Genomic DNA, 13,098 nt, shown 5'->3' on the forward strand with positions numbered 1-13,098 from the left:
CAAGCTCAAGGGCAAGACCATCATGGGTTTCCGGCCTGGCTCCAATCCGGACGTCTACCTGGAAGCGGCGCTGCGCAAGCATGGCATCGATCCGAAAAAAGACCTGACGATCATGAACAACCTGGGACCGCCAGCCCGCGCCGGCGCCTGGATGTCTGGCCGCGCCGACTATGCGATTTTCCTGGAGCCTGAAGCCAGTACGCTGGAACGCGATGGCAAGGCGCACATGCTCGCTTCGATCGGTGCTGAAGTCGGACAAGTCGACTACACCGTATTCACCACCACGGACGCCTTCATCAGCAAGCAACCGCAAGTGGTGCAGGCATGGACCAATGCGATTGCCCGGGCAATGAAACATGTGCAGGCCGCATCTTCTGCCGACCTGGCCAAACAAGTGGCGGAATTCTTCCCCGCCGTGCCGCAGCCGCAAATCGCCGCCGCCATCGACCGCTACAAGCAATACAACATCTGGAAAGTCACGCCCGTGATCGAGCCGGAAGCAATCAACAAGCTGCAGGACATGCTGGTCACCAGCGGCGTGCTGGATAGCAGCAAGCGGGTGAAGTACCAGGACATCGTTGTCCCTGACTTTGCCAAGCGCGCAAAATGACCAGCGGCGCACGACTGTCAGCCGTGCCGACGCCGGCAACCGGAACTGCAAAGATTGCGTTGCAAGGCGTCGGCCTGCGCTATTTCACGCGCGAGGCTGAAACCGAGGCGCTGTCCAACATTTCCCTGGACCTCGCCCCCGGGGAGTTTGTCAGCATCATTGGCCAGTCCGGCTGCGGCAAGAGCACCTTGCTGTCCCTGATCGCCGGCATCATGCCGGCGACCGACGGCGCCATCCTGATCGACGGCAAGCCCATTACCGGACCTTCGCCGCGGGTGGGCTACATGCTGCAGCAAGACTATCTGTATGAATGGCGCAGCATCCTGGACAACTGCATACTCGGCGCGGAAATCCAGGGCCTCGATCTCGACCGCGCACGGGCGCGCGCGGTGCAACTGCTGCAGAAATGCGCACTCGGCGATTTCCTGCACCACTACCCGAGGCAATTGTCCGGCGGCATGCGGCAACGGGTGGCGCTGGTGCGCACCCTGGTCACCGAGCCGGACGTGGTGCTGCTGGACGAGCCGTTTTCCGCGCTCGACTCCCAGACCCGGCTGGCCATTGCCGACGAAGTGGTCGACGTGCTGCGGGCAGAAGGCAAGACAGTCATACTCGTCACGCACGACATTGGCGAAGCGATTGCCATGACCGACCGCGTGATCGTGCTGTCGCGCCGTCCGGGCCGGGTCCGCTCCGAGCACAAGATCGCGTTCAGTACCCAGGACGGGAAACGGCCGGCGCCTTTCGTCGCGCGCGGCCTGCCCGAATTCAACGAGTACTTCAATTTGCTGTGGAAAGAACTCGATGTCCATGTCGAAGGATAAGCAATGAGCGCCATGCCAAACTCCGTCCCCTTGCGGGTTGTCGCAGCACCCAGCACGCAATACCTGCGCTACCTGCGCAATACCCGGCGCAACAGCCAGCTGATCATTGCGACCCAGCTTGCCTTGCTGCTGCTCTTCTTCGGCCTGTGGGAGCTGCTGCCGCGGCTCAAGCTGATCAACCCGATGCTGACCAGCTATCCCAGCGCCTTGTGGCCGACCTTCATTGAACTGCTGGTCAACGGCAAGCTGCTGCACCATGCCTGGTCGACGCTGTACGCCACCATCATCGGTTTTGCATTGAGCATGGTGCTGGGCATCATCATCGCCGCCGGCCTGTGGTGGTCCGAGTTCGTCTACAAGGTGGCCGATCCATTCCTGGTGGTGGGCAATGCCATGCCGAAGATTGCCTTCGTGCCGATCTTCTATCTGTGGCTCGGTTCGGAATATTCGATCTACGGGATTGCCGTGGCCATCGCCGTGTTCGTGACGATCATGATCATGTTTGCCGGCTTCCGCGCAATCGACGCCAACAAGATCAAGCTGGCGCTGACCTTTGGCGCAACACGCTGGCAAGTGCTGCATAAAGTCGTATTGCCAGGCAGCGTGCCGACCCTGATCGCCGCCCTCAAGATGAACGTCGGCCTGGCGCTGGTGGGCGTGGTGGTCGGCGAATTCCAGTCCTCCAATTCCGGACTCGGATTCCTGATCATCAACGGCAGCCAGATGTTCAAGATGAACATCGTCATGACCTCGATCACGGTGCTGGCGCTGCTCTCCAGCGTGATGTACATGGCGATCTACTATCTCGAAGCGGCGGTCAACCGGCGTTACCTGTAAGGACCGACATGGCAATCGAATTTCCGCAATGGGTGGTGGACCGGGTAGTGGCGCGGCAGGGCCGGCTGCATGCGTTCGAGCGCATCAATCCGCAGCGTGCGGCGTTTGTCGTGGTCGACCTGCAAAACTATTACATGATGCCGGGCTACCAGGGTGAATGCGCGCCGGCGCGTGCCATCATTCCAGCCGTCAACCGGCTGGCGTCGATCATGCGCGCAGCCGGCGGCACGGTAGTCTGGATCCAGACTTCGGCCGACGGCGCCGACCAGTTCTGGTCGCATCATCATGCGCAAATGCTCACACCGGAGCGCAGCCAGCGCCGGCTGCGCGAACTGGCCAGCGGCACGCCCGGCTTTGCCCTGCATCCGGAGCTCGATGTCAGGCCGGGCGACCAGCATGTCGTGAAACGCTGTTACAGCGCCCTCACTGAAGGCTCATCCAGCCTGGCCACGTTGCTGCGCGGGCGCGGCATCGACACCGTGCTGATCGGCGGCACCGTCACCAATGTGTGCTGCGAATCGACAGCGCGCGATGCGATGGCGATGGACTTCCGCACCATCATGATCGACGACGCGCTTGCCGCCGTCACGCCGGAAGAACAGCTGCAGTCGCTGACCAACTGGATACTATTTTTTGGCGATGTGCAAAGCGTGGACCAGGCGCAAGCGGCGCTCGGCAAGGGCGGCGGCGCCGTGGCAGCATCGGCAGCGGCGGCCTGAACCCGCGTCTCGTGCAGCGACTCGATATGGACCGCATCCACCCGCCATTCCTGGCGCTGCAAACCGGCCTGATGGATCAGGCGGCTGCGGAACGCTTCAACGAGTCACGGCCCACGTTGTGCACATGCTGGGCGGCGAGCAGGGACGCCAGTTCCGCATTGCCTGAAATGACGGCCTGCAGCACCTGCGCATGCTCTTCCCAGTTCTGGCGCGCGCGCGCAGTGTGGCTGGAGGTAAACAGCATCGCCGTGCGGCCGCGCAGCGAGCGCATCACGTCGGTCAGCACATCATTGCAGGCAGCCGTTGCCAGCAACTCGTGGAAGCGCGTGTTGAGTTCCGACAGCAAGTTGGCGTCATTGCCCTGGGCCGCCTTGATGCCCTCTTCAAGCACCTGTTTCAGGTCGGCCATCGACTTTTCGGTACGGCGCTGTGCGGCCAGCTTGGCGTTGAGCCCCTCCAGCGTCGCGCGTACCTCGACCAGGTCGCGCGCCACTTCGTCTGAATAGAATGCGACACATGCACCGCGGCGCGGCTCGATCGTGACCAGGCCTTCCGCAGCCAGCGCGCGCAAAGCCTCCCGCACGGGAATGCGCGACGCACCCATTTCTTCCGACAGCCGGGTCTCTACCAGCCGCTCGCCATTGGCCAGGCTGCCCGACAGGATACGTTGGCGCAAGGTGTCGCGGATCAGCGCGAACAGGGGCAAATGCTGCTGGCCGACCTTCGGATTGACCGGCGCCGCAGCCGCAGCGTGCGAAGCGGCATCGGCCGCGACAGGGGGATCGTTATTCATCGTTGCATTCCAGAATTCCAGGATAGGCTTTTTAGATTGTATACGTTGTTCCGCTCAAGCCAAACAATTGACGCGTCGCAGCGACGCTGCGCTTCGCTACTTATATGGCGACTCAATCGCAAAACAAGCTGACCCGAATCACAAATTTATGTATACAATATACGCAAGGTCGCACCGAACACCAACAACCCCTTCCACCACCGATGGAGCGAACAATGACTCAATTGATGTCTCGTGATGAATTCCGGACCGCCCTGGAGCAAGCCATCCAGGGCAAGAGCGCCAACAAATCGCCGTTCAGCCTGGCATGGGCCGGCGGCACACTGTCGCGCGACCACCTGGCGCGCTGGGCAGAAAACCATTACCACTATGTCGGCCCGTTCGCCGACTACCTGGGCTACCTGTATGCGCGCATGCCGGCGCAGTACGTCGATGCCAAGGATTTCCTACTGGCGAACATGTATGAAGAAGAAATCGGCGGCGACCGCCATACCGACCTGCTGATCCGTTTTGCCGAGTCCTGCGGCACCACGCGTGAGCGGGTGCAGGATCCGGACAATATGTCGCCCACCACACGCGGCCTGCAAAGCTGGTGCTATGCGGTGGCCATGCGCGAAGACCCGATCGTCGCCGTCGCGGCGCTGGTGGTCGGCCTGGAATCGCAGGTACCGTCGATCTATCGCAAGCAAACGCCGACGCTGCGCGAAAAGTACGGCTTCACCGATGAGGAAGTCGAATTCTTCGACCTGCACATCGTGTCCGACGAAATCCACGGCGAACGCGGCTACCAGATCGTGCTGGAGCATGCGACCACACCGGAACTGCAGCAACGCTGCCTGAAGATTTGCGAAATCGGCGCCCAGATGCGCCTGCTGTACACCACCGCGCTCTACTACGACTATGTAGAAGGCCGTCCGGAAATGCCGCGGGCTGCCTGAGCGCACCACGCAGTTTGCCAGCCGATGCAGCACTGCGCCGGGCCCGGGTCTCCTGATCCCGGCCCGACCCGGGCTGCCCCAACCCAACCTCGCGCAGTGAGCAGCATGAGCAGCCCAATGGTATTCAAAAATTACATCGACGGTGAGTGGTGCGCCAGCAGCGCCGGCCATACCTTCGAAAACCGTAATCCGGCCGACAGCGACGATCTGGTCGGGCTGTTCCAGGCCTCGCAAGCGCAAGACGCGCAACGTGCGGTCGATGCTGCCGCAGCCGCCTTTGAAGGCTGGAAAAAGACCCCGGTTTCCAAACGCGCAAAAATCCTCAACAGCGCCGCCGACTGGCTGGAAGCAAACGCCCCGCAAATCGCGCAGGAACTCACGCGCGAAGAAGGCAAGTCGGTCGCGCTGGCCAGGGATGAAGTGCTGCGTTCGGCGCAGACATTGCGCTTCTACGCGGTCGAGGGACAGTCGTTCACTGGCGAAACCTTCCCGCAGGACGACCCCGACATGCTGGTCTACACCCAGCGCGAGCCGCTGGGTGTGGTGACGGTCATCTCGCCCTGGAATTTCCCGATCTCGATCCCGGCGCGCAAGATTGCACCGGCCCTGGTGATGGGCAATACGGTGGTTTTCAAGCCGTCTTCGGATGCGCCGCTCAGCGGCTACCGACTGGCAGAGGCATTGATCCAGGCCGGCTTGCCCAAGGGCGTGCTGAACCTGGTCACAGGCCGTGCTGCCGACATTGGCGCGGCCGTGACCGAAGCGCCGCAGGTGCGCGCAATTTCGTTTACCGGCTCAACCGCCGCCGGCGAACACATCCATCGTTCGGTGTCGCTGACCACCCGCACGCAGATGGAATTGGGCGGCAAGAACCCGCTGATCGTGATGGAAGACGCCGACCTCGACCAGGCGGTCGACCTCGCCATCAAGGGTGGGCTCTCGCTCAGCGGACAGGCGTGTACCGGCACCAGCCGCATCATCGTGATGTCGCAGGTCAAGGCGGCCTTCACTGACAAGCTGCTGGCAAAGATCAGCACACTCAAGATCGGCAACGGCATGACGCCCGGCATGGACATCGGCCCGCTGGCGACGCAAAAGCAGCTCGACACAGTGCTGTCTTACATCGCCATCGGCAAACAGGAAGCGCGCCACCTGGTCGGCGGCGAGCGCCTGCGCGACGGCGACCATGAGCGCGGCTACTATGTGTCACCTGCCGTGTTCACCGACGTCACCCAGAAAATGCGCATCGCCCAGGAAGAGATATTCGGCCCGGTACTGGCCATCATCGAAGCCAGCAGCTTCGACGATGCGCTGGCCAAGGCCAACGACACCCGGTACGGGCTGTCGGCGGCGATTGCCACCGGCAATGCGCGTTACGCGCATCGCTTTGCGCAGGAGATCGAGTCCGGCACCGTAAAAATCAACCGCACCACCACCGGCAACCTGATCAATGCGCCGTTCGGCGGCCTGAAGTCATCGAGCACCTCGACCTTCCGCGAATCGGGCCGCACCGGCCTGGAGTTCTATTCGCAAATCAAGACGGTGTATCGCGGCTGCTGAGCCGCCGACGCCCGCCACCCGGAATCAAAAGGAACAAGCACATGAAACAAAGCCTGAAGCTGGAACTGAAAGAAGCGCGCCTGATGGTCGCCGCGGCAATCGCCAAGGCCACCGACATCGGCGTGCTGGAATCGATCTGCGTGGTCGACGACGGCGGCTATCCGCTGGTGCTGGAACGCATGGACGGCGCGCGCATCACCGGACCGCAGATTGCCTGGAACAAGGCCTTCACCGCAGCCGGCCACAAGCGCTCGACCCACCTGTTCAACACGCCGCCCAACGGCCCTGCCCTGCCCGGCAATGAAGCCTTCGGCATCCAGTGGAGCTTCGACGGCAAGTTCGCCGTCTTCGTTGGCGGCTACCCGATCGTCGTCAATGGCGAAGTGGTCGGCGGTGTCGGCCTGTCCGGCGGCAACGGCGAGCAGGACACGGCCTGCGGCGTGGCGGCACTGCAGGCATTGCAGGACTTGCTGGCGCCGGCCGGCTACGAAGTCACGGTCACCGCCGACATCAAGAAGTAACGATGCCCAAAGTCATCCTGCACAAGAACGGCCAGGCGCACGTAGGCGAGATCAAGGAGAACGGCAACCTGGTGGTGTGCGCCGGCATCAAGACATTCCCGTTCCCGCACCTGTCGTACGGCTGCGGCATGGGCAGGTGCGGCAAATGCGCCAGCATCATCATCAACGGCGCCGAACACCTGGGGGCCCCGAACTGGAAAGAAGAAAGGAAGCTGGGCGATCACCTGGCGCAAGGTTACCGCCTGGCTTGCCAGCTATGGCTGTCGCATGACCTCGAACTCAGCCAGGATGGCATCGACCCGGCCTTGAGCGTCATGACGCCCGGGACCGTGAAATGACCAGTCGCAGCGAGCAGCGGCGATAACAAGTAAACTGCAACCCGCCCGGAGCCTGCCCCCTGCCCGTCGCAGGTCTCCCGTCCCATCAGGAAAAAACCAGCATGTACGTCATTTTGATCAGCAAGAGCGGCCAGTTCCGTACTGAAGCAGCCCAGAGCGCCGACCTGAAAACGATCGAAGCATGGGACTATGTTTTTTCCGGCAAGACCAAGGCGCACTTCGTGATTGCCGAACTCGATCACGAAGTCAAAGTGAAAGTGACCGATGAAACCGAATCGGCGACCATCAACTACGTACCCTCCAAATTCCTGCCCCGCTTCGCCTCGCTGGAGCAAGCGCGCGCAGAACTGCGCAGCCTGACCAGTTTCGGCAAGCTCGACACCGCACTGGTGCGCGCATGAATACTGCAGCAAAGCCAGCCAATGCAGGAGCAGCGGCAGGCACGACATCACCGGATACCCCAATGATAGAAGTCACGTTCATCACCAACGAAGGCCGGGTCGCGACCGCGCCCGAAAACAGCAACCTGCTGCGCGTATCGCTGCGCGAAAAGGGCGGCATCCCGTTCAAGTGCGGCGGCGGCCTGTGCGGCACCTGCCGCTGCAAGATCGAACAAGGGCGCGACAACCTGGACGCCGTCAAGGACAAGGAACGGCGGCACCTGACCGACGCCGAACTGGAGAATGGCTACCGGATGGCTTGCCAGACCTTCATCGTCAAGGGCAATGTCAGCGTCTCCTGGGAACCGCGGACCTGGGTGCCGAAGAAGGTCTAGGCACTCCCGTACAATACCGCCTTTGCCGGCGCGGGCGGCCCCTGCCCCCCCGCGCGCAGGATGGCGATTTTCCTCACCACGAACAACACGCAATGGATTATTCGGCTGGCACGCTCGTCTTCATCACACTGATCTTTGTCCTCGCCGGCTCGGTCAAGGGATTCATCGGCCTGGGCCTGCCTTCGGTGGCGATTGGCCTGCTCACATTCCGCCTCGGCATGCCGGAGGCCGTCGCGCTGCTGGTGATGCCGACCATCATCACCAACCTGTGGCAATTGATTGCCGGCCCGCGCTTCGTGCACCTGATCCGGCGCTTCACCCCCATGCTGATCGGCATGTTCATTGGCGCATTCGTCGGCGTGAAGCTACTGATCGACGGCGAATTTGCGACCATCCTGATGGGCTGCGTGCTGGCGGGCTATGGATTGCTCGGGCTGACCCGGTTTGAATTCACTGTCTCGCCGCGCTGGGAGTCCCGGCTATCGCCGGTCACTGGCCTGGTGACTGGCGTGCTGTACGGATCGACCGGCCTGGGCATGACCGCCGTCCCCTTCGTGTCGGCATTGGGACTGTCCAAGGACGAGCTGATCCAGGCCATGGGCCTGATTTTTTCGATGATGTCGGTCGCCATGGTGCTGGCATTGGCCTACGCCGGCAGGTTCGAGCCTGCGGTGGCAGGCACCTCATTGATGGCGCTGGTACCGGCAATGCTGGGCATGCTGCTCGGACAAAAGCTGCGCGACAAGGTCAATCCGGTCGCCTTCCGGCGCATTTTCTTCATCGCGATGGTGGCGTTGGGGATTTACACAATCGTGCATGCGATCAAGTGACAAGTGATGCTACGTCGGCGTCATCGGCCAGGTCCATGCCCGGGCGCCCGGCTTTACCGTCCGTGCCAGTAGCGCGGCTGCTCCCTGCGCCAGGCCGAGCTGTTTAGCCGATCCCCCACCTCGATCCGCACCGCACCGGACTGGTCGGTACGCCAGGTCGCAATCCCGCGCGCATCGTAGCGCGCCACCACATCGGCCTTCGGGTGCCGGTAGCGATTGCGGTATCCGACCTGGAAAATTGCCAGCCCGGGTTGCACCGCATCCAGGAATTTGACGGTCGATGAAGTACCGCTGCCATGATGCGGCGCCAGCAGTACATCTGCGCGCAGCTTGCGCGGCGCCTCGGCCAGCAGCCGTGCTTCCTGCGCCGCTTCGATATCCCCGGGCAGCAAGATCGAACGGGTGCCCACGCTGATCTTCAGCGTACAGCTGCGGGCGTTCGGCTTGCGGCCACGCAGGTACTCGCCATCGTCCGGATGCAGGATCTCAAAGCGCGCGTCATCCCACTCCCAGCGCTGACCGGCGCGGCAACGGAAATGATTGGTCGCAGCGCGCACCACCGGACTGCCTTCTTCCAGCGACGACAGCGTCCGGCCAACTTGCATCTGCGTCAGGATCGACACCGCCCCGCCGGAATGGTCATTGTCGTTATGCGACACGATCAACATGTCCAGCGCGCCAATCCCGCGGGCGCGCAGGTAGGGCAGGATCACCCGGTTGCCGCCATCGGCCTCCGGCGTGTACCAGGGGCCGGTGTCATACAACAGGCGATGGCTGGCAGTCTCGATCAGCACCGCCGTGCCCTGGCCGACGTCGAGCGCCGTCATCGTGACGCCTTGTGTCGGTGCGCTGGGCTGGTTCAACAGCAGCGGCAGCCACAGCAACAGGCCGGCGCTGCGCACCGGCCAGCCACGCGGCGCCAGCATCCACAGCATGCCGGCCAGCGCCAGCGCGAACATCCACCATGCCGGTGCAGGCGCGCTCATCATGGCCAGTGGCATGGCGGCCAGCCATTGCAGGAAAACCGCCAGCCAGGCGGTGACCTGGTGCGCCGCCACCAGCACCATGCCGCCCAGGGGCTGCGGCAGCACGCTGCCCACCAGCGACAAGGGCGTCACGATGAAACTGATGACCGGAATCGCCAGCGCATTGGCCACCGGGCTCACCAGCGACACCTGGCTAAACAGCAGCAAGGTCAGCGGCGCCAGGCCGATGCTGATCGCATACTGCGTGCGCACCGCGCTGCGCAAGGAATCGCGCCAGGCCTGGCGTGGGCGCAAGTGACGGAGATCCCCCGCGCCAGCGTAGAGAATCACGGCGACCGCGCCGAACGACAGCCAGAAGCCCGGCCACAATACCGCCCACGGGTCCAGCAGCACGACCACCGCCAGCGCCAGGCACAGCACATGCGACACCCGGGTGGCGCGGCCAAACCACATGGCCAGCGCAACGACTGCCAGCATCAGCAGCGTGCGCTGCGCCGGCACGCCGAAACCGGACAGCAATACGTACAGCAGCGCGCACAAAGCGCCCGCCAGCGCCGCTGCCTTCGGTGCCGCCAGGAATAAGGGCAATTGGGCGCGGGTAAAGAACGAGCGCCGCCACAGGAAAGACACGGCGCCGGCAAACAGGCCGGCGATCATCGTGATGTGCAGACCGGAGATCGACACCAGGTGACCGACGCCGGTCGCATTGAATATCTTCCAGTCGGCCGCGCTGATGTCGCGCTGGTCGCCGATGACGAGTGCGACGATCACACCGGCATACGGCCTGCCTGCCAGTGCTGCCTGCATGCGATCGCGCAGGCGCGCGCGGGTGCGCTCGATGATGCTGGAAAAGCCGGGAACGAATTCGGTCAGGCGTCGGTTGCTGGCGTTGCTGGCGGCGTCGTCGCTGGCGGCAGCAACGCTCGCGCCAGCCGGGCGCACACTGCCAGTGGCCCGCACTCCCTGCTCCAGCAGCCATGCTTCGTAATCGAAACCGCCCGGGTTGGCGTTGCCATGCGGCCGGCGCAAGCGCACGCGCAATTGCCAGCGCTCGCCCGGCGCCACCGCCAGCGGCGCGGCGCCACTGTCCTGCGCATACCAGGACAGCGCAATGCGCGGCGGAATCGCGATCCCGGCCGGCGTTTTTTCAACCCGGAAATTAAAGCGCACGCCGCGTTCAAAAGTTTGCGGCAAGCTATCGACCACGCCGACGATGTCGATATCGCGTCCTTCAAGGGCAAGCGGCAATTCCGGCGCCAGACGCTGCTGCGCCTGCAAGGCCGCCGCCCCGGCGCCCAGGGCCGCGCCGGCCACGAGCGAGCACAGGATGGCAAAGCGCGCTGCGCGACGCGCACACCATGACAGCCAAAACAAGCCGGCAGCGCCCGCCAGCAGGAGCAACGCCGTCGCCGTGTCGGGCAGGGTGGCGCGCGTCTGTAACCAGCAAGTGCCGACCAGCAAGCCGAGCACCGCCGCGCGCATGCCCGTCAGCCGCCCTGGTCCAGCGGCAGCCGCAGCCGATCCAGCACGGCATGGGCGTTTGCCGTGGTGTGCAAGGCCACGTCCGCCAGATCCATGCCGCGCAATTGCGCCAGCAGCGCGCCAATGGCCGGCAACTGCTCCGGCGAATTGCGTGCCGGATGCAGCCAGGCCGGCGAGATATCGGGCGCATCGGTTTCCAGCACGATCGCCGACAGCGGCAGCTGGGTCGCCAGCCGGCGAATCTGCAAGGCCCGCGGAAAGGTCATGGCGCCGCCAAAGCCCAGCTTCATGCCGCAGCCGAGGAAAGCCTCAGCTTGCTGGAAGCTGCCATTGAACGCATGCGCAATGCCGCCGGGCGTCTCGATACGGCGCAGGTATTTGAGCACGATGTCCTGCGAGCGGCGCACGTGCAGCAGCACCGGCAGGCCGACCTCGCGCGCCAGTTTTAATTGTTCACTGTAGAAATATTCCTGCTTCTCGCGCATGCCGGGTTCCAGCAAGGCGGGAAGGAAGAAATCCAGGCCGATCTCGCCGATCGCCACCAGCAACGGATCGGCCAATGCGGCATGCACCGCGCTGCGCAACAGGTCGAGATCGTCCTGGCTGGCCGCCGGCACGCAGATCGGATGGATGCCCAGCGCGTAACGGCATCCCGCAGCCGCACGCGACAGCGCGGCCACCGTGGCGAAGTTGGCGGCATTCACCGCCGGGATCACGATGCGTTCGACACCGGCCTGGTGGGCCCGCCCGGCAATCGCGAGCGACTCGCCGCCAAACTCGGCCGCATCAAGGTGACAGTGCGTGTCGACCCACATCGGCTGGCCTTACTCGATGGGCAGCAAGCCGAGGTCCGACAGCCGCAGCACGCGATCGCACTGCTGCGCCAGTTCGGTGTCGTGGGTGACGATGATGAAGGCGGTGCGCAAGGTGCCGGACAACTCCAGCATCAGGTCGAAGGTTTTTTGCGCGGTGTGGCGGTCGAGGTTGCCGGTCGGCTCGTCAGCCAGCACGCAGGCCGGCTGCGTGACCAGCGCACGCGCTAACGCCACCCGCTGGCGCTCGCCGCCGGACAGCTCGCCCGGCACGTGGGTGACGCGGTTGGCCAGCCCGACGCGGTCCAGCATTGCCGCGGCGGCTTCACGCGCCTGGGCGCGCGGCTGGCGGCGGATGAACAAGGGCATGGCCACGTTGTCCAGCGCACTGAATTCGGGCAGCAGGTGATGGAACTGGTAGACGAAGCCCAGCGAGGTGTTGCGCAGTGCGCCGCGACTGGACTCGTCCAGCGTGCCGAAGTCGCGTCCGTTGAGCATGACGCTGCCTTCGCTGGGCGTATCGAGCCCGCCCAACAGGTGCAGCAAGGTCGACTTGCCGGAACCCGATGCGCCGACAATGGCCACCCGCTCGCCGGCCTGGATGTCGAAATCGACGCCGTGGAACACCTGGACGGCATGCTTGCCCTGGCTGAAGGTCTTGCCCAGGCCGCGGCAGGAAAGTATGGATTGTTCGGTCGTCATCATTCGTAGCGCAAGGCTTCTGCCGGCCGCACGCGCGCGGCGGACCAGCTGGGATAAAGGGTGGCCAGGAAGGCCAGTACGACGGCGACACCGCCGATGGTCGTCACATCGCGCCAGCGCAGGTCGGACGGCAGCGCGCTGATCAGGTAAATGTCGCGCGGCAGGAACTGCACGCCAAGCAAGCCCTCGATGAAGGGCACGATGACATCGACATTCGATGCAATCAGCACCCCCATGCCGACCCCGATGGCGGTGCCGAACAGCCCGACCAACGCCCCCTGCACCATGAAGATTTTCATGATGGATGCGGGCGAGGAACCCAGCGTGCGCAAGATCGCAATGTCGGCCTGCTTGTCGGTCACCGTCATCAC

The 13,098-nt window shown here is 63.8% G+C and carries 16 protein-coding genes; 11 read left to right on the forward strand and 5 right to left on the reverse strand.

Going from position 1 to position 13,098, the window contains the following annotated elements; genetic code table 11:
- The 4 genes from Q7T64_RS08775 to Q7T64_RS08790 form a co-directional block, all read left to right on the forward strand.
- The coding region (locus tag Q7T64_RS08775; protein ID WP_304794485.1) for an ABC transporter substrate-binding protein at positions 1 to 610 on the forward strand (610 nt) is incomplete at its 5' end.
- On the forward strand, positions 607 to 1,434 hold the full coding sequence (locus tag Q7T64_RS08780) for an ABC transporter ATP-binding protein (protein ID WP_304794489.1): 828 nt from the start codon (positions 607 to 609) through the stop codon (positions 1,432 to 1,434). The genes Q7T64_RS08775 and Q7T64_RS08780, both read left to right, overlap by 4 nt.
- Before the next feature lie 3 nt (positions 1,435 to 1,437).
- Positions 1,438 to 2,271 carry an ABC transporter permease gene (locus tag Q7T64_RS08785; protein ID WP_304794494.1) on the forward strand — a complete coding sequence of 278 codons (834 nt, stop codon included), beginning with the start codon at positions 1,438 to 1,440 and terminating at the stop codon, positions 2,269 to 2,271.
- A 14-nt stretch (positions 2,272 to 2,285) separates the two neighbouring features.
- On the forward strand, positions 2,286 to 2,990 hold the full coding sequence (locus Q7T64_RS08790; RefSeq protein WP_370653288.1) for a cysteine hydrolase family protein: 705 nt from the start codon (positions 2,286 to 2,288) through the stop codon (positions 2,988 to 2,990).
- A 76-nt stretch (positions 2,991 to 3,066) separates the two neighbouring features.
- Here the strand turns inward: Q7T64_RS08790 and Q7T64_RS08795 are convergent, their stop codons facing one another.
- Positions 3,067 to 3,783, reverse strand: coding sequence for a GntR family transcriptional regulator (locus tag Q7T64_RS08795; RefSeq protein WP_304794500.1), 717 nt, complete (start codon positions 3,781 to 3,783; stop codon positions 3,067 to 3,069).
- 215 nt (positions 3,784 to 3,998) lie between these two features.
- Here Q7T64_RS08795 and Q7T64_RS08800 point away from each other — a divergent pair, with 215 nt between their 5' ends.
- The 7 genes from Q7T64_RS08800 (at position 3,999) to Q7T64_RS08830 (ending at position 8,745) form a co-directional block, all read left to right on the forward strand.
- On the forward strand, positions 3,999 to 4,721 hold the full coding sequence (locus tag Q7T64_RS08800; RefSeq protein WP_304794503.1) for a TenA family transcriptional regulator: 723 nt from the start codon (positions 3,999 to 4,001) through the stop codon (positions 4,719 to 4,721).
- 117 nt (positions 4,722 to 4,838) lie between these two features.
- On the forward strand, positions 4,839 to 6,281 hold the full coding sequence (locus Q7T64_RS08805; protein WP_304794506.1) for an aldehyde dehydrogenase family protein: 1,443 nt from the start codon (positions 4,839 to 4,841) through the stop codon (positions 6,279 to 6,281).
- 41 nt (positions 6,282 to 6,322) lie between these two features.
- Positions 6,323 to 6,802, forward strand: coding sequence for a heme-binding protein (locus Q7T64_RS08810; protein ID WP_304794508.1), 480 nt, complete (start codon positions 6,323 to 6,325; stop codon positions 6,800 to 6,802).
- A gap of 2 nt (positions 6,803 to 6,804) precedes the next feature.
- The gene (locus tag Q7T64_RS08815) at positions 6,805 to 7,140 is read left to right on the forward strand and encodes a 2Fe-2S iron-sulfur cluster-binding protein (RefSeq protein ID WP_304794511.1); all 336 of its coding nucleotides are present in this window, start codon (positions 6,805 to 6,807) and stop codon (positions 7,138 to 7,140) included.
- A 101-nt stretch (positions 7,141 to 7,241) separates the two neighbouring features.
- The gene (locus Q7T64_RS08820) at positions 7,242 to 7,541 is read left to right on the forward strand and encodes a ferredoxin (RefSeq protein ID WP_304794514.1); all 300 of its coding nucleotides are present in this window, start codon (positions 7,242 to 7,244) and stop codon (positions 7,539 to 7,541) included.
- Between the two features lie 62 nt (positions 7,542 to 7,603).
- Positions 7,604 to 7,915 carry a 2Fe-2S iron-sulfur cluster-binding protein gene (locus Q7T64_RS08825; RefSeq protein ID WP_304794531.1) on the forward strand — a complete coding sequence of 104 codons (312 nt, stop codon included), beginning with the start codon at positions 7,604 to 7,606 and terminating at the stop codon, positions 7,913 to 7,915.
- Positions 7,916 to 8,007: 92 nt separating this feature from the next.
- Positions 8,008 to 8,745: a sulfite exporter TauE/SafE family protein gene (locus Q7T64_RS08830; protein WP_304794517.1), complete on the forward strand. Its 738-nt coding sequence runs from the start codon at positions 8,008 to 8,010 to the stop codon at positions 8,743 to 8,745.
- A 53-nt stretch (positions 8,746 to 8,798) separates the two neighbouring features.
- Here Q7T64_RS08830 and Q7T64_RS08835 read toward each other — a convergent pair whose 3' ends face one another.
- The 4 genes from Q7T64_RS08835 to Q7T64_RS08850 form a co-directional block, all read right to left on the reverse strand.
- Positions 8,799 to 11,213: a DNA internalization-related competence protein ComEC/Rec2 gene (locus Q7T64_RS08835; protein ID WP_304794520.1), complete on the reverse strand. Its 2,415-nt coding sequence runs from the start codon at positions 11,211 to 11,213 to the stop codon at positions 8,799 to 8,801.
- Between the two features lie 5 nt (positions 11,214 to 11,218).
- Positions 11,219 to 12,028, reverse strand: a complete 810-nt coding sequence (locus Q7T64_RS08840) for a TatD family hydrolase (RefSeq protein ID WP_304794523.1) — start codon at positions 12,026 to 12,028, stop codon at positions 11,219 to 11,221.
- 9 nt (positions 12,029 to 12,037) lie between these two features.
- Positions 12,038 to 12,730, reverse strand: a complete 693-nt coding sequence (gene lolD, locus Q7T64_RS08845; RefSeq protein ID WP_370653286.1) for a lipoprotein-releasing ABC transporter ATP-binding protein LolD — start codon at positions 12,728 to 12,730, stop codon at positions 12,038 to 12,040.
- A partial coding sequence (locus Q7T64_RS08850; RefSeq protein WP_304794528.1) for an FtsX-like permease family protein occupies positions 12,727 to 13,098 on the reverse strand: 372 nt, incomplete at its 5' end. The genes lolD and Q7T64_RS08850, both read right to left, overlap by 4 nt.

The organism is Lacisediminimonas sp. (assembly GCF_030645335.1).
GTDB lineage: Bacteria > Pseudomonadota > Gammaproteobacteria > Burkholderiales > Burkholderiaceae_D > Lacisediminimonas.

What these genes read in the sequence shown, in the direction of transcription:
- Q7T64_RS08825 (WP_304794531.1), top strand. Translation starts at nt 7,604, where the DNA reads ATGATAGAAGTCACGTTCATCACCAACGAAGGCCGGGTCGCGACCGCG.
- Q7T64_RS08795 (WP_304794500.1), bottom strand. Translation starts at nt 3,783, where the DNA reads ATGAATAACGATCCCCCTGTCGCGGCCGATGCCGCTTCGCACGCTGCG.
- Q7T64_RS08830 (WP_304794517.1), top strand. Translation starts at nt 8,008, where the DNA reads ATGGATTATTCGGCTGGCACGCTCGTCTTCATCACACTGATCTTTGTC.
- Q7T64_RS08815 (WP_304794511.1), top strand. Translation starts at nt 6,805, where the DNA reads ATGCCCAAAGTCATCCTGCACAAGAACGGCCAGGCGCACGTAGGCGAG.
- Q7T64_RS08820 (WP_304794514.1), top strand. Translation starts at nt 7,242, where the DNA reads ATGTACGTCATTTTGATCAGCAAGAGCGGCCAGTTCCGTACTGAAGCA.
- Q7T64_RS08800 (WP_304794503.1), top strand. Translation starts at nt 3,999, where the DNA reads ATGACTCAATTGATGTCTCGTGATGAATTCCGGACCGCCCTGGAGCAA.
- Q7T64_RS08835 (WP_304794520.1), bottom strand. Translation starts at nt 11,213, where the DNA reads ATGCGCGCGGCGGTGCTCGGCTTGCTGGTCGGCACTTGCTGGTTACAG.
- Q7T64_RS08785 (WP_304794494.1), top strand. Translation starts at nt 1,438, where the DNA reads ATGAGCGCCATGCCAAACTCCGTCCCCTTGCGGGTTGTCGCAGCACCC.
- Q7T64_RS08780 (WP_304794489.1), top strand. Translation starts at nt 607, where the DNA reads ATGACCAGCGGCGCACGACTGTCAGCCGTGCCGACGCCGGCAACCGGA.
- lolD (WP_370653286.1), bottom strand. Translation starts at nt 12,730, where the DNA reads ATGATGACGACCGAACAATCCATACTTTCCTGCCGCGGCCTGGGCAAG.
- Q7T64_RS08805 (WP_304794506.1), top strand. Translation starts at nt 4,839, where the DNA reads ATGGTATTCAAAAATTACATCGACGGTGAGTGGTGCGCCAGCAGCGCC.
- Q7T64_RS08840 (WP_304794523.1), bottom strand. Translation starts at nt 12,028, where the DNA reads ATGTGGGTCGACACGCACTGTCACCTTGATGCGGCCGAGTTTGGCGGC.
- Q7T64_RS08810 (WP_304794508.1), top strand. Translation starts at nt 6,323, where the DNA reads ATGAAACAAAGCCTGAAGCTGGAACTGAAAGAAGCGCGCCTGATGGTC.